Raw genomic sequence first — 19,917 nt, 5'->3', positions numbered from 1 at the left:
TCAGGCTGGTCGGCGCCCCACGAACCAGGTCCGAGGATGGTCGTTCCCGGTGGGCAACTCGTTGTGGGCGCTGGCCTTGAACCCAGCCTCGGTCAGCAGCCGCAGCCAGGTGTCGCGCGGAAAGAGCCCGAGCCGATGGGTCTCGTGGGCGGTCTCCACCACACCATCGGCATCGCGCAGCACGAACGTGTAGGTGGTGATCGTCCAGGAGTCGCTCGGATCCGGATCCCAGGACCACTCCAGGTAGCGGACAGCCCGGCCATCGGCAGCATCGGAGCCGCCGTGCGCGGTGCGTTGCTCGAAGCTCTCCGCCACGTCATCGGGCACCAGGACCGCGATGCCACCTGGCCGGACATGCGCGTACGCGGTCTCGATCGCCGCCCGCAGGTCGTCCTCGGTGGTCATGTAGTCGATCGCGTCATGGATCAGCACCGCGTCGAACTGCTCGTCGAGCCGTACTGTCCGCATGTCGCCTTGATGATGAGTGGCCGTCGGGTTGAGTGCCCGGGATACCGCCAGCATCGGCTCGGACAAGTCGACCAGGGTGAGGCCGAACCGATCAGCCAGGTGACTCGCCAGGTGGCCCCCACCGCTGCCGAGTTCGAGCACGGTCCGCGTCTGACCACCGGCCGACAACAGGTCAGCGGCGAACCCGGCCTCTTCCGCGTACTCCCCCGGCGGGGAGATGAGCGGCCACCAGGGCGCGAGATCGCCGTAGAACCGATGCTCGACCCGGCTCGCCAGGTCTTGGGTCGGATTGGTCATCGTTGTGCTGCCTCCGGATCGGTCCATGCCTTGTTACGCCGGTCGGCGAGTCCTCGGACGTACTCGGCCTGACCCACGTGCCGGGCGCAGTCGTCCAGCACGCTGACCAACCGTACGGCTGCGGTGACCGGTGGGTCCCACCGATGGTCGACGATCCGTTGCAGCTCAGCCTCGGTGAGCGCTCCCAGATAGTCGAGAACGGCCAGGTGCACGGCCGCATGGTAGCGATCGAGCAGATCGGCGGACACCCGAACAGCCGCGACCTGCTCCGCGGTGTGCCCATAGCCGGTGTCGTCGGGTTCCAGCGGCAGCCCAGCCTCATCGCGGAACTGCGGCCAGCTCTGCGGTGCACCCGCGAGATCGCTGATGTGGTCGTCCTCCACCCTGATCAGGTGCCAGAGCAGCCAGGCGATCGAGTTGGCCCCCTCATCAGGCCGCCACCAGGCGGTCTCGTCGGTCAAGCCGGTCGTCAGATCCGCCACGCTCTCTCGGATCCGGCCGAAACCGTCGACCAGCAGGGCCCGGGCAGCTTCGATGTCACTCACATATCGGACGCTACTCCCCGCCCCGCCAGGTGGTTCCGCCAAGCCCCGGCACGACTTCGCACCATTTGCTGCGACTGCGCACCGGGTACGCGTGGTGCGCAGTTGCAGCAGTTGGTGCGGAGTCGGAATCGGGCAGGCACGAAATGGTGCGGAGTTGATGCAGCTGGTGCGGAGTCGGGATCCGCCGCGGCCACATCGAACGTCTACCCTCGGTCGGGTGCCGAACCCCCTCGAGCCGGTTCAGCCGGTCCCACCGAAGATCGCGACCCGGAAGCAGGTCGCACGAACGCCATGGGACGGCGAACGACTGTTGGACGGCGACAGTCATGCCACGGTGAGCTACGAGCAGGTCGAGCTGACCGATCTGGACCTTCGCCACTCCACGTTCTCCGAGTGCGGCTTCACCGGTGTCGACCTGACCGGCAGCGATCTCACCGGTGCCCACCTGGTGGAGACGGAGCTGACCGAGATCGAGGCGGCCCATCTCAAAGCTCCGCGCAGTCTGTGGCGACACAACACGTTGACCCGATCGAGGCTGGGCGCGGTGGAGGCGTACGAGGCGACGCTCGACCAGCTGGTCGTCTCCGACAGCAAGATCTCCTATCTGAACGGCCGCGGCAGCATCTGGTCAGACGTGCTGATGCAGCGTTGCGTGATCGACGAGCTCGATCTGCTGGGCGCAAAGCTCACCCGGGTGCGCTTCGAGGACTGCCAGATCCGCTCACTCGGCCTGGATCGGGCCAGTTGCCGGTCCGTCGATCTGAGGAGCGCCGAATTGCGGGAGGTGACCGGACTAGCTGGGCTGGCCGGCTGCACGATCACCCCGGAGCAGCTGTACGACCTATCCGGCGCCCTCGCCGCCCATCTGGGCATCCACGTCGCCCAGCATTGAGTTTGCGGCGATCGCTTGAGGAAGTTACCGACCAGTAGCATACTGGAAGTTACTGGGGAGTAACTTGGCATCTGGAGGTCCGTGATGAGCCACTACAAGTCGAATTTGCGCGACATCTTCTTCAACCTGTTCGAGGTCCTGGGCCGCGACGAGGTGCTGGGACAGGGTCCGTACGAGGACATGGACCACGAGACCGCGGTGGCGATCCTGACCGAGATCGAGCATCTGGCGTCGACGAAGCTCGCTGCCTCCTACGTCGACGGGGACCGCAATCCGCCGGTTTACGACCCGGCGACCAAGTCCGTCGTCTTGCCCGAGTCGTTCAAGCAGTCATTCGCGGAGCTGATGAAGGCCGGCTTCTACAGCCTCGAGCTGCCGGCCGAGCTGGGTGGACAGCCCACTCCTCCGTCTTTGCAGTGGGCGGCCAACGAGTTGAACCTGGGCGCCAACCCGGCGCTGTTCATGTACTCCGCGGGTCCGAAGTTCGCGACCGTGCTCTGGTACAACGGCACCGAGCGCGACAGGCGGATCGCCGAGATCATGGTCGAGCGCCAGTGGGGCGCGACGATGGTGCTCACCGAGCCGGAGGCGGGCTCCGACGTCGGCGCCGGAGTGACCCGGGCCATCCCGCAACCCGACGGCTCCTGGCACATCGAAGGCGTCAAGCGGTTCATCACCTCGGGCGAGCAGGACATGACCGAGAACATCATCCATCTGGTGCTGGCCCGGCCGGTCGGCGTCGAGGGGGTGGGCGGGCCCGGCACGAAGGGACTGTCGCTGTTCATCGTGCCCAAGTACGACTTCGACCTGCAGACCGGGGAGTTGACCGGGGAACGCAACGGGGTCTATGCCACCAATGTGGAGAAGAAGATGGGCATCAAGGTGTCCACCACCTGTGAGCTCACCTTCGGCGACGGCGCACCGGCGAAGGGCTGGCTGCTGGGCGAGGTGCACAACGGCATCGCGCAGATGTTCCAGGTGATCGAGCACGCTCGGATGCTGGTCGGCACCAAGGCCATCGCTACCCTGTCCACCGGCTATCTGAATGCTCTGGAGTACGCCAAGACCCGCGTCCAGGGCGCCGATCTGGCCGCGGGCGGTGACCGAACCGCGCCGCGAGTGACCATCACCCATCATCCCGATGTCCGCCGTTCATTGATGACGCAGAAGGCGTACGCGGAAGGGCTGCGGGCGCTGGTGCTCTACACCGCGAGCGTGCAGGACCGCACCTGGTCGGCCCGGCTTTCCGGCGGCACCGATGAGGCGGCCGAGCGGCTGAACGATCTGCTGCTGCCGATCGTCAAGGGCTACGGCTCGGAGCGGTCCTGGGTGACGCTGGGCACCGAGTCGCTGCAGACGTTCGGCGGCTCCGGGTTCCTGCAGGACTATCCGCTGGAGCAATATGTCCGCGACGCCAAGATCGACACCCTGTATGAGGGCACCACCGCGATCCAGGGTCAGGACCTGTTCTTCCGCAAGATCGTCAAGGACCAGGGTCAGGCGCTGACCGACCTGTCGATGCAGATCGGCGCCTGGCTCTCACCGCAGGCCGACACTGTGGGTTCGCGTGCCTCCGACGAGGACGGGCAGCTGAAGGAGGAGCGGGATCTGCTGGAGCAAGGCTTGGAGCACGTCGGCGAGATCGTCTCGACCATGATCGACACGTTGGAGTCGGCGCATCCCAAGGCACCTGAGGGCGATGTCCGCAACATCTACAAGGTCGGGCTCAACACCACCCGGCTGTTGATGGCGATGGGCGATGTCATCTGCGCCTGGCTGCTGCTGCGCGGCGCCGAGGTCGCACTGGAGCGGCTGAACGGCGAGTTGCCCCCTGCGGACAAGGCGTTCTACGAGGGCAAGGTCGCCTCGGCCCGCTGGTTCGCCCGTACCGTGCTGCCCCGACTGGCCGCCGAAGCACAGATCGCCGAGCACACCGATCTGGCCATCATGGATCTGCCGGAAGAGTCGTTCTGACAGACGCGATCCCGGGTCTTCCCCTTCGCCCAACAGTCCGTCACAGACCATGCAATTCCGTCTCCCAGAGAGGGAATTGCATGGTCTGGGGATAATTATGTGGACTCGCACGGAATCCAGGCGCTGACCCGCCAGCCATCGTCGCCGGCGACGATCTCGGCACGGCCCCCCAGTTCCTCGGCGCGTTCCAGCACGGACCGCAGCCCGACGCCGGGCGTCCAGCCCTCCGACGGAGCGCCGTCGTCTTGGACCACCACGAGCAGGTGGCTGTCCTCGACCGTCAGCCAGACACCGACCTCGGTGCCCGTCGAGTGGCGTTGGGCGTTGGTGATCGCCTCGCACACAATGCGGTACGCCGCCAACTCGACCGCGGGACCGACCGATCCCAGCGCTGGATCCGCGGAGACCTGCACCGGCAGCCGGCCGGCCCTGGCCGCCTGCTCCTCGATGGCCCCAAGCAGGCCGAGCTCCTCCAGAGCCAGCGGTCGCAGCCCGTAGACCACCCGCCGTACGTCGCCCAGGGCCTCGCGAATCCCGATCCTGGTCTCGCTCAGCAGAGCCGCCGCACCCGCCGGGTCGTTCTCGAGCCGGTTGGCTGCGGCATCGGCCCGGAACGCCGCATTGGTCAGCGTCGGCCCGAGCCCGTCGTGCAGGTCTCGGTGCAACAGCGAGCGCTCGCTCTCCCTGGCCTGCACCACCTGAGCCCGCGAACGGCGCAATGCCTCGGCCAACGCCCGTTCCCGCAGCAGCAAGGCCAGCGGCCCGGCCAACACGGCAATCGCGGCGGCGTCCTTGGGATGCAGCCGGGTCTCCCCGGTGCGCAGGCTCACTTCCAGCGACCCGAGGTCTTCGCCGCGGCTGGTCAGTGGGATCAGCTCGCGACTGCCGACCTCCGGTGCCGTACCGGTCTCGGCGACGACATCGCCGGCAAGATCACGGATGGTCAAGGCCGGGAACCGGAGACTCCCCCGCGCCGTCTCCAACACCTCGGTGAGGTCGTCGGCATCCCCGAGCCGCTCCCCGATGAGCACGGCCGCGGCCTGCGGCTCGGCCCGTCTCCCGTAGAACGCGCGGGTGACGACCCGCTGCAAGCCGACCCGGACCGGGTTGAGGGCCAGGGCCACCACGATGGCCGAGGCCACCGGACCCCAGCGGGACAGATCGACCGGCAACAGCACCGCGGTCAGCGCGACGAGACCGACATAGCCGGCCAGGACGATCGCGATCAACGTTCCGTAAAGGACCGCCCGTGACACCACGAGTCGGATGTCGAGCAGCTGGTAGCGCAGGATCGCGATGGTGATGGCGACCGGGATACAGACGAAACTCAGCAACAGGAGCTCGGGCCCTCGTCCGGTGAAGGCCCGCTGGATGTTCAGGACCAAGATCACCAAGACGGCCAGCACCAGCCAGAGGATCTGCCCTCGCACCTGCTCGGTGCCGCCTCGGTAGCGCTGCACCAGCGACACGACGGCGGCCACCGTGACCGTCAGATCGGCCAGTTGGATGACCGTGTTGACGGCGTACGAGTCGGGCGCGGCATACCAGCCGACCACACCGATGAGCAGCGCCCCGAGGGTTGCCCAGACCAGCCACCACCAGCGCGGCGACGGCAGCCGACCGTCGGGAAAGAGCAGCAACAGGAGGGCAAACGGCGGTCCGAGTCCCAGCTTCCACGCGATGCCCATGAGTTGCAGGCAGGTGCCCACCAGCCACGGCGGCCAGCCCACCGCTGATCCCCAGATGTAGCCGCCGAGTCCGATCCCGGCGAGCAGATGCCCGATGGCCCCGACGGCGAGCACCAGCACCAGTGCATTGCGCGGCCGGTGCCAGCCGATCAGCACCGCCGGCACCAGGTAGCCGACACCGATGAATGGGTTGGTGACCGCGTACGCGTTCAGCGGCTCGCCGGCCGACCAGGCCAGCCAGGTCAAGCCGAGGCAGCAGACCAGCAGCAGCCCACCGACCACGGCAATGATCAGGGCGACCCGGTGACTGGATGTCCTGCGACTGGGTGTCTCGCTCATCGCAGCGGACCATCGTTCGACCGCAACGTCGACGGTTCGACGCGGCCCAGACCTGCATCCCGCGCTCGGACGATCGCCTCGGCGCGGGTCGCGACACCGAGTTTGGTGAAGATCGCGGAGATGTGGTTGCCGACCGTCTTGGGTGCCAGATGCAGCTTCGCGGCGATGGTGGCATTCCCCAGCCCTTGAGCGATCAGGTCGAGCACCTCGTGCTCGCGCGGAGTCAGACCGGGCAGATTGGCGGTTGGCTCAGCACCCGCCCGACCCAACACCCGTTCGGCGACCTGCCGGCCAAGGATCGCCTCACCGGCGGCCACGGCCCGCAGCGCTCGCTCGATCTCGGCACCTTCAGCCCCCTTCAACAGATAGCCGCGCGCCCCGGCCGCGAGTGCTCGGCTGACCAGCGCATCCTCGTCGAACATGGTGAGGACCAGCACTGCGACCTGAGGTACGGCAGTACGGATCTGCCGAGTGGCCTCCACGCCGTCGAGATCAGGCATCCGCAGGTCCATCACCACGACCTCGGGACGGTGGGCGACCGCCAGCCGGACGGCCTCCCGACCGGTGCCGGCCTGGCCGATCACCCGGACACCCTCCAAGGTGTCCAGCAGGGCGATCAGCCCGCCTCGGACCATCGGATGGTCGTCGGCGACGAGCACCCGGATCGGTCCTGCGCCGATGGCCATGCGGTCATTATCAGGGTGTGCGCGACCCGACGCCTGGGGGCGAGACCCCAGATTCGGGTGGGATTCCTCCCGCCTGGTTTGGGCAGCCGGAGGCGGTTTACCTCATGCGGGGTGGGGCCGTCTCATCGAACACTCGAACCATGACAACCTCACCACTTACCACCCATACCGCCACGGCCTCAGCCGGCGGCGTCGACCCAGGTCCGGCCGACCGAGTCGGACGGCCAGCCGCCCTGCGATGGCTCACCGCCATCCTGATGCCGATCGGGCCGGCCTGCGTCGCTGTCATCCGCCTGGTGTATCCGCCGGATGCGGCGACGGCGCTGGCGAACCCGGCCATCATGGAAGCCGTGCTGTGGCTCGGCTTCGTCGCCACCTTTACCCTGATCCCCGGGGCGTACGCAGCCCTCGGCCTGCTCCGTCGGCCGACGCCACGGCTGTATCTGTGGACGGGCGGGTTCCTGCTGCCCGGCTATCTGGCGATGGTGACGCTCGGCTTCTTCGACATGCTGTGGGCAGCGGCACCCGCCGCCGGAATGACCGTGTCCCAAGTCGAGGCCCTGAGCGCAGCCACCGAAACCGTCGGACCAGGCCCGATCACCCTGCTCATCTTCGTCATCGGCCACATCGTCGGCACCACCCTCCTCGGCGTCGCCACCCTGAAGGGGAAGCTGGTGCCGACCGTGGTCGCGATCGCCTTGATCGTCTCCCAACCACTGCACCTGGTCTCGGTCATCGTCGGCCTGCCAGTCCTCGACCTCTTCGCCTGGGGCATGACCGCCCTCGGCATGGCCTTCCTCGCCGCCCGCCTCGTACGAAACGTGTGAGATTTGGTGCGAGGTCGCACCATCGCTCTCACTCACAAGAGATCAGAACAGTTCCTCGACCTCAATGAACTCCGCGAATCGCTCAAAGTGACACCGGTTCGCGGTGATCAGGGTCGTCGCGCCATGCTCTACGGCAACCGCGACCAGATTGGCATCGTGGACCTGCTTTCCGGTGGCCTTGCCGTCGCTCACGAATGACGTGAGCAACTGACGCGACCCGGGAGTCTCATCCATGAACTCCATCGTGCTGGTGATCTCGGCCCAATCAGCCACCGCGCGATCACCGGGAGCGCCATAGCCGTTGGCAGACGTCGGACGAGTAAGGGCTGAAAGGAACTCACGCAGGTTCTGTCCCGTCACCGAGAGCGCACGCGGATCCGACTCGATCAGACTCCGCGCCAGCAGATGCCCCTGCCTCGACGAATCGATCGCTGCGATCAAGACATTGCTGTCCAGCAGAACGCGGTCAGTCATCTGCGTCCTCATCAGGGTAGAAGTCAGCGCGATCGAAGGGCTCTACAACGCCGCTGCGATAGGTCGGCCAGTTGATCTTGCGGCGCCTCCTGGCGAGAGGGGCAAGCGCCGCCTCATCGAGCACGATCCGCAACTCTGCTTCTAACGAATGTCCCCGAGCCGCAGCGCGCTGCTTGAGCCTCGCGACCGTCTCCTCGGGCACATTGCGGATGTGGACTGCTGTCATGTGATGAATGCTAGCACCAGTGCTTGCATTCATGGCCGGCTGCACCTTTGGCCATCGAGAAGGAGCAATTACACCCAAATCGGCCCGTTTCACCTGTAACTGCGCCTTTTCGATGGAAAAGACCCAAGTCAGCGACGCGCGCCGCCTCAATGGCAGGCGGACTCGATCGCGTCCAGGACGTCGAGGGTGGCTATCGAGTCGGCCAGGGGGCGCAGTGGGGAACCCATCTCGCCGGCGGTGATGCGGCGGGCGACCTCGGCGGCCTGGAAGTGCAGACCCTCGTGGGCGATCGGCTCCTCGTCGTAGCGCAGCGAACCCAGGCCCAGCGCCGAGGTCAAGGTGAAGCCGCCGGGTTGGTAGAACGGTCCGTCGACCACCAGCGACGCTTCGGTGCCGGCGATCACGGCGGTGGTCGGGGTGTTGCCACGCAACGTCGTGTGCAGCACGGACTGAGTGCCGCCGGTGTGGGTCAGCAGCGCGCCTACCTGGCCGAGCACCCCGCTCGGCGCCGACTGGCCACGCGCCGCCACATCGGTGACCGGACCGAGCGCTCCCAGCGCAAAGGTGACCAGATAGGTCGCCAGGTCGAGCAGCGGCCCGCCGGCCAACTCCGGCCGCATGATCCGGTGATCGTCGGCGAACCACTCACCGAAGTCGGCAACCACGCTCAGCGGTCCCCCGAGCGCCTTATCTGCCAGCAGCTGCCGCAGAACGTCGTATTTGGGCAGGAATGCCGTCCACATCGCCTCCATGCAGAACACCCCGGCCTCTTCGGCTGCGGCGGCGATCTGCCGGGCCTCGACCGCCGTGGTACCGAGCGGCTTCTCGATCAGAGTGTGCTTGCCGGCCTCGAGTGACAGCAGCGCGTTCGGCAGATGCGCATTGTGCGGGGTCGCGATGTAGACCACGTCGACGTCGGCAGCACCCACCACCGCTTCGTACGACCCGTACGCGGCCGTGATCCCGTGCCGGTCGGCGAAGGCCTGGGCCGAGGACTGGGTACGCGATCCCACCGCGACCACCTGCTGACTGGAGTGCTTGCGCAGCGAGGCGACGAACCGGTCGGCGATCCAGCCGGTGCCGAGCACGCCCCAGCGCAGCGTCGGCGCAGCCTTCGGGTCAAGGGTCCGAGCCCGCGGCAACGAGGTCGGGAAGCTCATCGGGCCACCGTCACCCAGCGACCACTCTCGTGCATGGAAGTGAGCACCGCGTCCGCGACCCGGCTGGCGGCCAGTCCATCGACAGCAGTAGCCAATGGCGTTGGCGCGCCAGCAGCGACCGCGCTCACCCAGGCTCCGAGTTCCAACCGGTACGCGGCAGCGAATCGCGGCCGCCAGTCCAACGGATAGCTGGTCGATCGCTTCAGGCCGAGGTCGACCGCAACCAACGCCGGATCAGTGAGTGAGAGGGTTCCCTTCTCCCCGAGCACCTCGCAGCGCAGGTCATAGCCGTACTCGGCGTTGGCATACATGTCGACCGAGGTGAGCACCCCATCGGCGGTCCGCAGCAGGGTGAGCGACGGATCGGCCACCCCGGCCGGCACCTTGCTGCTGGCCCGACCCGCCAGCCAGGCGGCCTCCACCACGGGCGAGCCGAGCAGCCATGGGATCGAGTCCAACTCGTGGATCACCGAGTTGGTGATCATCGACTCCGAGGTCGTGCCGGGATAGCTGACCACGTTGCGGCTGGCCCCAGTGATCCGTAGCACCGGGCCGATGACACCGGCATCGATCGCCGCCTTCAGCTCGGTGTGTCCCGGATCGAACCGCCGCATGAAACCCAACGACAACAAGTTTCCGCCGGCCGCGGCCTCCGCGGCGACGATCTCCTCGCACTCGGCCAGCGTCGGCGCCAGCGGCTTCTCGCACAAAGTCGGCTTGCCTGCGGCGATTGCCGACATCGCGTACTCGTAGTGGGTGGAGTCGTGCGACGCGATGATGATCGCGTCCACATCGGGATCAGCGATCAGCGCGTGCCCGTTCTCGGCCACTCGGGCTCCCGACTCAGCGGCGACCGCTTCAGCGGTGGCTTGGTCGTAGTCCGCGACCACCGTGACTGCAGCGCCGGCCACGAAACGTTGCAGATTGCGGATGTGATCGGCACCCATGTTGCCCGTGCCGATGACTCCGATACGTACGACCACGCTCGCCCTCCTCAGGTCCGAGGGCTCATGCTAACTCTTGTCCAAATGTCCAAACAATGAGGCGGCCCCGACCGGCACCCGCAAGGGGGCCAGTCGGGGCCGTCGGTCAGCTAACAGTCAGCTCCGATTCAGTTCTGATCAGTAGGTGAAGGTCTGCACGCGGAGCATGCCGCGCAGCGCCTTGGTGTTGTCGTCCACCTGACCGCGTACCGGCTTTACGCCGTGACGGGAGTTGGTGCGCCGCGTCCGGCCGTCCCGGAACAACGACTTCGCCGATTGGAACGGCGGAGTGGCGATCGATTCCATCATGTTTATCTCCTCCATAGAGATGTCGTATGGAGGCGCCATTGCCTGACAGCCACTTCTACTGGGCTGTCGATAACTAGTCTAGAACGTTGCAGATATCTGGCAATAGTTTCGACGGTGTGCTTCATCACGGGTTTCCGACGCCCACCAGCACGATTGGTCCGACCCACCAGCCGAACTGGTCTGCTCAGGACAAGACCAGTGCCATGCCTGGGTCGGCCAGGATCGCCGCAACGTCGGCCAGGAAGGTCGAGCCCTGCTGGCCATCGGCGAGGCGGTGGTCGAAGGACAGTCCGATCGTGGTCACCCAACGCGGTTCGATCCGCTCGTCGTCGCCGGAACCGACCACCCACGGCTTGCGGACGATCTGACCGACGGCCAGGATCCCGGCCTCGCCCGGGTTGAGGATCGGCAGGCCACCATCGACCCCGAACACGCCGATGTTGGTGATCGTGAAGCTGCCGCGGGCCATCTCCTCGGGCGTGGTCTTGCCAGATCGAGCCGAACTGATCAAGGCCGCGAACGCCTGCGCCAACTCCAGCAAGCTCAGCCGATCGGCGTTCTTGATGTTGGGCACGATCAGCCCGCGCGGCGTGGCGGCGGCGATCCCCAGGTTCACCCCGGCCTTGAGGACAATCTCCTGGGCAACCTCGTCCCACGATGAGTTGAGCGCGGGATTGCGCTTCAGCGCGATCAGCACCGCCTTGGCGACGATCAGCAGCGGCGAGACCTTGACCTCGGCGAAGTCACGACGGGCCCGGATGGCCTGCACCAGGTCCATGGTGGCGGTGACATCGGTCTCCACCCAGACCGTGACATGCGGTGCGGTGAACGCCGACTGCACCATCGCGGCCGCCATCGCCTTGCGGACACCCTTGATCGGAATCCGCTGGTCCTCGGCGGCCGCGGAGACCGGCGGTGCCGCGAACGATGGCCCAGCAACGACCTCGGCGGCCGGAGCAGCAGCCGCCGCCTCGACGTCGGCGCGAGTGATCACGCCGCCCGAACCGGTTCCGGCGACGGCGGCCAGATCGATGCCCAGGTCGCGGGCCAGCTTGCGTACCGGCGGTTTGGCGAGCACCGGACCGGTCGACGGCGGAGACGTCTCGGCGGCAGCCGGACCTGGCTGCGGCAGCGGACCACCGTGCGACTGCGCGGCCGTCGACTGCAGCGGCTCCCGCTCATCCGCACGCCTGGAGACCGGCGCGCTGACTGCGAACGTGCTGTTGACCTGCTCGTGTGTCTCGGCTTCCGGGCCACCGGCAGCACCCTTGCGCGGTCGGCGCCTGCTGTCGGTCTGCTTCGGCCCGTAGCCGACCAGGTTCGCGACCCGGTCACCATCCGCTGCCTCCGCCGGAGCAGCCGGAGCGCTGGGCGCCGCCACGCCGTCGTCGATGGCGATGATCGGTACGCCGACGTCGACCGTGTCGCCTTCGCTCACCAGCAGACCGGTGACTGTGCCCTCGTACGGACTCGGCAGCTCGACCAGCGACTTGCTGGTCTCGATCTCCACCAGGATGTCGTTGATCTTGACCTGGTCACCGACGGCGACCCGCCAGGTGACGATGTCGGCCTCGACCAGCCCTTCGCCCGGATCGGGCAGCCGGAACTCCTTGATCGCCATGCCTCTCCCTCCGAGCCTCAGTAAGCCAGGGACCGGTCGACGGCGTCGAGCACCCGGTCCAGATCTGGCAGATAGTCTTCCTCGACCCTGCTCGGTGGATACGGGATGTCGAACCCGCCGACCCGCAGCACCGGCGCCTCCAACGAATAGAAGCACTGCTCGGTGACCCGAGCCGCGACCTCGGCTCCCAGCCCGAGGTTGACCGGCGCCTCGTGCACGACCACGGCATGTCCGGTCTTGCGTACCGACGCGACGATCGTGGCGGTGTCGATCGGCGACAGCGTGCGCAGGTCGATCACCTCGAGCGAGCGTCCCTCGCTCGCCGCAGCCCCGGCGGCATCGAGACAGGTCTTCACCATCGGGCCCCAGCAGAGCAGCGTGGCATCCTCGCCCGACCGGACGACTCGCGCACTGTGCAAAGGGATCGGCGGGATGGAAACGTCCAGTTCCGCCTTCTCGTGATAGCGACGCTTGGGCTCGAAGAAGATCACTGGATCGTCGGAGGCAATGGCCTGCTGAATCATCCAGTACGCATCCACCGGATTCGAGCAGATCACCACTTTGAGCCCGGGGGTATGTGCGAAATAGGTCTCCGGCGACTCGCTGTGATGCTCGACCGCGCCGATTCCACCGCCGGACGGAATGCGGATCACTATCGGCATCTTCAGCCGACCGGCCGACCGATTGTGCATCTTCGCGACCTGACTGACGATCTGGTCGAAGGCCGGATAGACGAAACCGTCGAACTGGATCTCACACACTGGCCGATAGCCGCGCAGCGCCAGACCGACCGCGGTGCCGATGATGCCGGACTCGGCCAATGGCGAGTCGATGACCCGATGCTCCCCGAAATCCTTCTGCAGCCCTTCGGTCACCCGGAAGACCCCGCCCAGCTTGCCGATGTCCTCGCCGGCCAGCAACACCTTCGGATCGGCCTCCAGCGCCCGCCGCAGCCCAGCGTTGAGCGCCCTGGCCAGGGTGATCTTGCTGGTCTTGCCCTCGGCCGCCATCACTGCCTCCCCGTCGCGACATCGTCGTCACTGTTCTCGAAGCTCGCCAGGTAGTCGGCATACCAGCGCTGCTGCTCGGCCACGTACGGGGTCTGCTCGACATACACGTTGTCGAACAGCTGCACCAGATCCGGGTCCGGCAGCGTCAACAAGCCGGTACGGATCCGCTTGGCCAACTCGTCGGCTTCGGCCTCCACGTCGGCGAAGAAAGCATCGTCGGCGGCGCCAGTACGGGTCAGGTGGGCGCGGACCCGAGCGATCGGATCCTTCAGCCGCCAGTGCTCCAGCTCATCGGCGAGCCGATACTTCGACGGATCATCGGAGGTTGTGTGGGCACCCATCCGATAGGTGTAGGCCTCGATGAAGGTCGGGCCGTTGCCGGACCGGGCTCGCTCCAACGCCCGACTGGTGACCGCGTGCACGGCGAGCACGTCATTGCCGTCGACCCGCACCCCCGGAAAGCCGAATCCCGACGCTCGGCGATAGAGCGGAATGCGGGATTGCCGCTCGATCGGCTCGGAAATGGCCCACTGGTTGTTCTGACAGAAGAACACGATCGGCGCGTTGTAGGAGGAGGCGAAGATGAACGCCTCGTTGACGTCGCCCTGGCTGGTCGCACCATCGCCGAAATAGCCGATCACTGCAGCATCGCGATCGGGATCTCCGGTGCCGACCTGGCCATCGCGTTCGATGCCCATCGCATATCCGGTCGCATGCAACGCCTGCGCGCCGATCACGATCGTGTAGAGATGGAAGCGGGTCGCCAGGGAGTCCCAGCCACCCAGGTCGACACCACGGAACAGACCGAGCAGCTTCAACGGGTCGACGCCCAGTGTCCAGGCCACACCATGTTCCCGGTAGGTCGGGAACACGTAGTCCTGGCCGTTCATCGCACGTCCGGAGCCGATCTGAGCGCCTTCCTGCCCCAGACAGGAAGCCCACAGACCGAGCTCGCCTTGCCGTTGCAGTGCGGTCGCCTCCGCGTCCAGTCTGCGGGTCATCACCATGTCGCGGTAGAAACCCTTGATCTGCTCGTCGTCTCCGGTGAAGGCATAGTCCGGATGATCGACCCGGACCCCCTCAGGAGTCAGCAGCTGAACGAGTTCGGGGTCCTCATTGCCCACGCATCCGTCCTCTCATCGTGGGACGCAGGAGTTGCGTCCACCCATGTCTGGCGGTCGGCGCCGCCGCCTCCATTCGCGGGATCGCCGCCTTTGTGGAGTCATGCCGAGCGAAGTGAGTTCAACGTACCGCCACCCTTGTGGTGAACGGAAAACAACTTGCATGTCCTAGTTGTGTTTCTGCACAGTTGTGATTCACCTGGTCGGATGAGCCGACCCCCAGGGAGCAGAGGAGGCGTTGAGGTGTCCACCACTGTCCGGGCGTGCCACGCGCCCTCGTCCACCCTCTCCTTGGGAGTCATCACCACTCATGTCTGCACTCTTTCCTTCGACGTCGGACGACGTCGCCGCTAGTTTCACCCCGCCACCCACCGCCGCTAGTTTCACCCCGCCACCCGTCCCCTTCGTACCCGTCGCTGACGAACTGCCAGCGGGGCAGCGCTGGTCGACCTGGGATGCCATCGGCATCTCCGCGGGACCCGAACCGTGGCCCGATTGGGTGATCACCGCCGATGCGGCCATCGACACCGAGCTCGGCATCCTCAAGACCGGCAAGGAAGCCGATGTCGCGCTGGTCGAACGGGCCACCGACGACCAATCGGTGATCATGGCCGCCAAGCGTTATCGGTCGACCGACCATCGGCTGTTCCACCGCGACAGCGGCTACACCGAGGGCCGCAAGATCCGCAACAGCCGTGACCGGCGAGCCGTCGCCAAAGGCAGCCACTGGGGCCGTCAGGTCGAGGCCGGTCACTGGGCGCAGGCCGAGTTCTCCTACCTGTGTGATCTCTGGTCGGCCGGACTGCCGGTGCCCTATCCCGTGCAGTTGGACGGGACCGAGATCTTGATGGAGTTCATCACCGACGCCGAAGGAGCGGGCGCGCCTCGGCTGGCCCAATGCCGACCGTCGCGCAACCTGCTCGAGGTCTACTTCGATCAGCTACGGGCCGCCATGTGCACGATGGCCTCAATGAGACTGGCTCACGGCGACCTGTCCGCGTTCAACGTGCTGGCCACCGGGGACCGGGTGGTGATCATCGATCTGCCGCAAGCCGTCGACCTCATCGGCAATCCTCAGGGCATGGACTTCTTGGCCCGCGACTGCCGCAACATCGCGACCTGGTTCACCTCGCGCGGTCTGGAGGTCGACAGCGAGGCGCTGTTGGGAGAGGTCGCCGCGTACGCCTGGTAGTCGGATCTCGGCACTGCGTTCGCCCGACGCACCTGACGCGCCGGCCGGCAAACGATCCCAGCCGTTACAGCAGGCCGAGGGCCCGAGCTCGAGCCACGGCCTCGCGGCCATCGTTGGCGCCGAGCTTGCGATGGATCGACCGCTGATGGGTCTTGACGGTGTTGATCGAGACATAGAGCGTCTGGGCGATCTCCTGGCCAGTCATCGTCGTCGCCAGGTAGCGCAGGATGTTCAGCTCGCGGGCCGTCAGCGGCACGAAGATGGCATTGGGCTTCATGCTGGCTCGCGGGCCCTGTTCGGCCGTCCGGTCGAGGAGATCGGCGGCAAAGCTCGGCTCGCGGGTGCCCAGTTCCAGCCGAGTGCCGAGGAGCCCCGCAACCATGGACCGACGAGCCAGGAAGGGCTGCCTGAGCAGCTGGGGGGCAGCCACGACCAGCGCCTCCTCCAGTTCCTCCAGCGCAGCCTCGGTCGAGTCGTTCGAAAGGGCACGCCGAGCTGCCGCGAGATGCTTGTCCACCCGTGCCCGGACCGTGTCCCCACCCGGGAGCAGTGTGCTGATCGGTACGGTGATCGCAGCGGCGACCTCCCTGGCAGTCTGATGATTGCCCGCTTGGCTGAGCAACTCGGCCTCCAGGAGTTGCGACTGAGCGACCAGCACGGTCGGCAGTCGGGCCGCACAGTTCCGCTGGCGGGCGTCCCGGATCGTGGCGACCGCCTGGAAGATGTCACCTCTGGCTGCCGCCACGCGGGAGGCCAGCAGGTCGGCAGGGAACTCGGTGTGCGGCTCACCCGCCGATCGGCGGGCGATCTTGAGCCACGTCTCGGCGGAGTCAGGATCGTCGCGGTCGATGGCGACCCCCGCAAGGGCCAGATAGGCGCTCCTGGCCTGGATGGCTTGGGAGACTCCCATCCTGACGAAGCCGTCCAGCGCCAATCGGCCGATCGTGTCGGCCTCGTTCAGCTCGCCACGCAACCAGTGCAGGTACGCCAGATGCGCCTGGGCGTTGAGGGTCGGCAGCGCGACCACGCGAAGCGGGCCCGTCCGAGAGGCATCGGTGAGGTGTTCCAGGGCGCCGGCGTAGTCACCGGTCCACAGCTCGGCGGTTCCCTCGTTGTTGATCAACAAGGTCGGGACGGCCAGCCAATCGACCAGACCCAGGGCGGCGAGGAAGCCCGGCTCCCGTGGTATCCGGCGACAGCTGGCCAGCAAGGCCTCGAGGTCTCCCGTCCAACGCGACTTGCCGAGTGTGATGAGCTCGAGCAGGAACTCACAACGGCGCCGCTGCACCTTGGTGAGCCCGCCGAACCTGGCCCGCGCGGCCTCGAGGAGTTCGTCGATGTCCGCGAGCTCACCGCGCATGACGAGTGCTGCCGCCAACCCGACGGACAGTCCGGCGTGGGTGAGGATCTCCTCCCGCGGCACCTGCGCGAGCAGCGTCTTGAACTCGCCAGGAGGGCGCCGAACGGTCCAGCTCACCACGTGAGTTCCCGCCAGGTCAGCCGCAAGCTCCCAGTCCTGAGCGGCCAAGGCGTGGACGATCGCCAGCCGGGGCTCACCCTGCTCCTCGAACCATCGGGCGGCCCGACCATGCAACGTCCGCCGTTGGGACTCGTCGGTGGCTCGAGAACGGAGAAAGTCGAGCAGCAACGGATGCAGCCGATACCAACCGAGACGGTCGCCGATCTGGTGGGTGAACGCGTTGCGTCTGGCCAGCTCGGCGAGTCGAGCCCCGCTGTCGGCACCGCAGCCGAGGGCGATAGCCAACTCTGGAGAGATCTCATCGACGACGCCGATCCGACCGAGGAAGTCCTGCCACTCGGCGCCGAGCCGCTCGAAGACCTCCCGCAGCAGATAGTCGGCGATATATCGGTTGCGACCGGAGATGGTTGCCAGGTACGCGTCCGGGTCATCCGTTGCCGTGGCGCCGATCGCAGCCAGCCGGAGCCCGGCTGCCCACCCTTGCGTGGTGACCACCACCTGGTGGATCCGCTCGGCGCTCACCGCAAGCCCGAGGGAACTGAACAGCTCCGCCGCCTCAACGTCGTCGAAGGCGAGATCCTCGGCGCGGAGGTCACACAGCAGCCCATCCAGCCTCATCCGGTGCAGCGGCCAGAGTGGATCGTGACGAGTGATCGCCACCAGCCGTAAGCGGGCGGCGGCAGCGGCGATCAACTCGACCAACTGCTCATGCACCCCGATCCCGGTGACCGTGTGCAGCTCGTCCACCACCAGATAGGTGTCATGGTCCTGCTGCGTGAGCCAGCTGCCCAGCCTGGCGGGCAGATCCTGCGGGGCCGTGAAGGCGAGCGCCTCCAAGGAGTCCAGCTCGGCATCCGGGACGGCGACCGTCGTCCGGATCGCCGAAACCAGAGCAGCCCAGGTCTGACCGGGGCTGGATCGGGTGAAAGAGAGGTTCACCCAGGCCGCGTACGGGAACGCGCGCTCGCGCCACCACGACGCCACCAGCAGCGACTTGCCGTAGCCCGCCGGTCCACACACCAGCAGACCAGGCGTCGTCTGCACCCGATCCAAGGCAGCGAACAAGCGCGTCCGTCGCACGATGTTCCGTACGACCGGTGCCGACACCTGGCGGGCGGCATCGTCTGATCGCGCCGAATCTGCTGCCACCCGGTTCCCTCTGTCTCGACCAGCCGGTGTCCTCGAAGACCACATCTCACCCGACCGGGATGACGACATGGTGCCAGTTGGGCATGACGCTATCCGAAGACAGATCCACCGCCGGGAGGTGACCACGTGCCTGACACGTATGAGTTCAGGATCAGTGGCCAACTGAGCCACGACCTGCTGGCGAGCTTCGAACCGCAGATGAGCTCGTGCGAGGCGGACGAGACGGTGTTCGTTCGCCTCATCGAGGACAGCGGTGAGCTGTTCGGCGTCATCGCTCGTTGTGAACTCCTCGGGCTACGGCTGGTCGGCCTGCGGCAGCTCTCCGCCGGAGTCTCGGCCGGCCTCGGTCAAGGTGGCACGCGCAGCCCGGACCCGGCGTGAGATCGCAATGCCCAAGGCGAGAGCCGGTGCAGACAACACGGCACCTAGCAGGCCGGCGACAGCGACGCCGAACACGCTCGACGCGATGCTCGGCAGCGGCCGTAGCGCAAGCCGTCCGCTGGCCACCACATTGCCGACCAGAGTGCGAATGACCACCTCGACCAGCAGAATCACCACGAACATGATCGCGGCATCGGTCGGCCCACCACCGCCGAGGGCGATCAGCACCGCGAACAGTCCGGCGATCAAGCTCCCCAGATAGGGCACGTAGCAGCCGAGGAAGAACACCACGGCAACGCCGAGCACGAACGGCAGATCGAGCAGCAGCATGGTCACCGCTATCAGCGCCGCGTCCGTGGCCCCGAGAATGGTCAGTACACCGATCGCGCGGCGCACCACGGTCGTCGCGTCATCGAGGATCTGCGAACCCAGCTCGGGCGCCACTCCCAGATGACCGGCACACCAGCTCCGCAACGGATCCCACTCGACGAGCACGTAGTAGAGCATGAAGACGGCCAGGAAGGCGCCGACCGCCAGCGTCATCGTCGTCGACACGAACGCCGTCGCCCAGCTCGCGGCACCCGTCAGCAGCGGCGAGGCGCTGCCGATCACGGCATCGACCCAGGCAGCACTCGAGGCCTCGTCACCACGGTCCAACCAGACAGCTGCGGTGGTCACGCCACGGATGACCGTGGCACGGATCGCCTCACCCTCCGCAGCCAGTCCACGCAGCAGCACGACGGCGCCGGCCACGAGGATGCCGCCCAAGGCCACGATCAGCACCAGAGCCCCGAGCCGCCGTGGGACTCGCCGTGCTTCGAGCCCGTCGAGCACCGGCACCAGACAGGTGCCGGCGAACACGGCGAACAGCGACGGGATCACCAACCCGCTCAGCGCCGATGCGAACGAATATCCGATGAACGCGAACGTGGCGATCCCGACCAGAGCCCAGCTGGTCCTTCCCCAGCGCTGGATCCGTCGCAGGACCAGAGCACGTGTCGGATGCCGCTGCGCGTAGTCGGCGCGCGCTCCCGGGCCTACTACCGACGGTGGGCCCTCCGGGATCGACGACTCTGGCGGCTCGGTCACTTCCTT

18 protein-coding genes are annotated in these 19,917 nt (G+C 66.8%); 4 read left to right on the top strand and 14 right to left on the bottom strand.

What is annotated here, in order from left to right:
* The gene (locus MLP_RS02130; protein WP_013861351.1) at positions 1 to 765 is read right to left on the bottom strand and encodes a class I SAM-dependent methyltransferase; all 765 of its coding nucleotides are present in this window, start codon (positions 763 to 765) and stop codon (positions 1 to 3) included.
* Positions 762 to 1,310, bottom strand: a complete 549-nt coding sequence (locus MLP_RS02125) for a mycothiol transferase (RefSeq protein ID WP_013861350.1) — start codon at positions 1,308 to 1,310, stop codon at positions 762 to 764. The genes MLP_RS02130 and MLP_RS02125 overlap by 4 nt, the downstream gene beginning before the upstream one ends.
* A gap of 217 nt (positions 1,311 to 1,527) precedes the next feature.
* On the opposite strand from MLP_RS02125, the gene MLP_RS27205 reads away from it, so the two are divergent.
* Positions 1,528 to 2,202 (top strand): pentapeptide repeat-containing protein, encoded by a 675-nt coding sequence (locus MLP_RS27205; protein WP_013861349.1) that lies wholly within the window; start codon positions 1,528 to 1,530, stop codon positions 2,200 to 2,202.
* Positions 2,203 to 2,286: 84 nt separating this feature from the next.
* Positions 2,287 to 4,176 (top strand): acyl-CoA dehydrogenase, encoded by a 1,890-nt coding sequence (locus tag MLP_RS02115; protein ID WP_041789619.1) that lies wholly within the window; start codon positions 2,287 to 2,289, stop codon positions 4,174 to 4,176.
* 95 nt (positions 4,177 to 4,271) lie between these two features.
* Here the strand turns inward: MLP_RS02115 and MLP_RS02110 are convergent, their stop codons facing one another.
* Positions 4,272 to 6,203, bottom strand: coding sequence for a sensor histidine kinase (locus MLP_RS02110; RefSeq protein ID WP_013861347.1), 1,932 nt, complete (start codon positions 6,201 to 6,203; stop codon positions 4,272 to 4,274).
* Complete coding sequence (locus MLP_RS02105) at positions 6,200 to 6,889, bottom strand: response regulator transcription factor (protein WP_013861346.1); 690 nt, start codon at positions 6,887 to 6,889, stop codon at positions 6,200 to 6,202. The genes MLP_RS02110 and MLP_RS02105 overlap by 4 nt, the downstream gene beginning before the upstream one ends.
* 140 nt (positions 6,890 to 7,029) lie before the next feature.
* Here MLP_RS02105 and MLP_RS02100 point away from each other — a divergent pair, with 140 nt between their 5' ends.
* On the top strand, positions 7,030 to 7,716 hold the full coding sequence (locus MLP_RS02100) for a hypothetical protein (RefSeq protein WP_013861345.1): 687 nt from the start codon (positions 7,030 to 7,032) through the stop codon (positions 7,714 to 7,716).
* A gap of 42 nt (positions 7,717 to 7,758) precedes the next feature.
* On the opposite strand, the gene MLP_RS02095 is transcribed toward MLP_RS02100, so the two are convergent.
* From MLP_RS02095 to pdhA, 8 genes are all read right to left on the bottom strand, one after another.
* On the bottom strand, positions 7,759 to 8,190 hold the full coding sequence (locus MLP_RS02095) for a type II toxin-antitoxin system VapC family toxin (RefSeq protein WP_041789618.1): 432 nt from the start codon (positions 8,188 to 8,190) through the stop codon (positions 7,759 to 7,761).
* Positions 8,183 to 8,416: a FitA-like ribbon-helix-helix domain-containing protein gene (locus MLP_RS02090; RefSeq protein ID WP_013861343.1), complete on the bottom strand. Its 234-nt coding sequence runs from the start codon at positions 8,414 to 8,416 to the stop codon at positions 8,183 to 8,185. The genes MLP_RS02095 and MLP_RS02090 overlap by 8 nt, the downstream gene beginning before the upstream one ends.
* Before the next feature lie 146 nt (positions 8,417 to 8,562).
* Positions 8,563 to 9,576 carry a Gfo/Idh/MocA family protein gene (locus tag MLP_RS02085; protein ID WP_013861342.1) on the bottom strand — a complete coding sequence of 338 codons (1,014 nt, stop codon included), beginning with the start codon at positions 9,574 to 9,576 and terminating at the stop codon, positions 8,563 to 8,565.
* Complete coding sequence (locus tag MLP_RS02080) at positions 9,573 to 10,559, bottom strand: Gfo/Idh/MocA family protein (RefSeq protein ID WP_013861341.1); 987 nt, start codon at positions 10,557 to 10,559, stop codon at positions 9,573 to 9,575. Before MLP_RS02080 ends, MLP_RS02085 begins: the two co-directional genes overlap by 4 nt.
* Positions 10,560 to 10,697: 138 nt before the next feature.
* Positions 10,698 to 10,868 carry a hypothetical protein gene (locus MLP_RS27795; RefSeq protein WP_013861340.1) on the bottom strand — a complete coding sequence of 57 codons (171 nt, stop codon included), beginning with the start codon at positions 10,866 to 10,868 and terminating at the stop codon, positions 10,698 to 10,700.
* A gap of 184 nt (positions 10,869 to 11,052) precedes the next feature.
* Complete coding sequence (locus tag MLP_RS02075) at positions 11,053 to 12,489, bottom strand: dihydrolipoamide acetyltransferase family protein (RefSeq protein ID WP_013861339.1); 1,437 nt, start codon at positions 12,487 to 12,489, stop codon at positions 11,053 to 11,055.
* Positions 12,490 to 12,506: 17 nt separating this feature from the next.
* Positions 12,507 to 13,499: an alpha-ketoacid dehydrogenase subunit beta gene (locus tag MLP_RS02070; RefSeq protein WP_013861338.1), complete on the bottom strand. Its 993-nt coding sequence runs from the start codon at positions 13,497 to 13,499 to the stop codon at positions 12,507 to 12,509.
* Positions 13,499 to 14,623, bottom strand: a complete 1,125-nt coding sequence (gene pdhA, locus MLP_RS02065) for a pyruvate dehydrogenase (acetyl-transferring) E1 component subunit alpha (protein ID WP_013861337.1) — start codon at positions 14,621 to 14,623, stop codon at positions 13,499 to 13,501. The genes MLP_RS02070 and pdhA overlap by 1 nt, the downstream gene beginning before the upstream one ends.
* 307 nt (positions 14,624 to 14,930) lie before the next feature.
* Between pdhA and MLP_RS02060 the strand changes: the two genes are divergently transcribed.
* Positions 14,931 to 15,812, top strand: coding sequence for a serine protein kinase RIO (locus MLP_RS02060; protein WP_013861336.1), 882 nt, complete (start codon positions 14,931 to 14,933; stop codon positions 15,810 to 15,812).
* Positions 15,813 to 15,876: 64 nt separating this feature from the next.
* On the opposite strand, the gene MLP_RS02055 is transcribed toward MLP_RS02060, so the two are convergent.
* Both MLP_RS02055 and MLP_RS02050 read right to left on the bottom strand, forming a co-directional pair.
* Positions 15,877 to 18,441 (bottom strand): LuxR C-terminal-related transcriptional regulator, encoded by a 2,565-nt coding sequence (locus MLP_RS02055; protein ID WP_013861335.1) that lies wholly within the window; start codon positions 18,439 to 18,441, stop codon positions 15,877 to 15,879.
* 294 nt (positions 18,442 to 18,735) lie between these two features.
* Positions 18,736 to 19,911 (bottom strand): AI-2E family transporter, encoded by a 1,176-nt coding sequence (locus MLP_RS02050; RefSeq protein ID WP_013861333.1) that lies wholly within the window; start codon positions 19,909 to 19,911, stop codon positions 18,736 to 18,738.
* Positions 19,912 to 19,917 lie beyond the last annotated feature (6 nt).

The organism is Microlunatus phosphovorus NM-1, from assembly GCF_000270245.1.
GTDB classification, from domain to species: domain Bacteria; phylum Actinomycetota; class Actinomycetes; order Propionibacteriales; family Propionibacteriaceae; genus Microlunatus; species Microlunatus phosphovorus.
The sequence above is the reverse complement of the archived record's forward strand: the minus strand, read 5'-3'. Positions and strand labels throughout refer to the sequence as shown.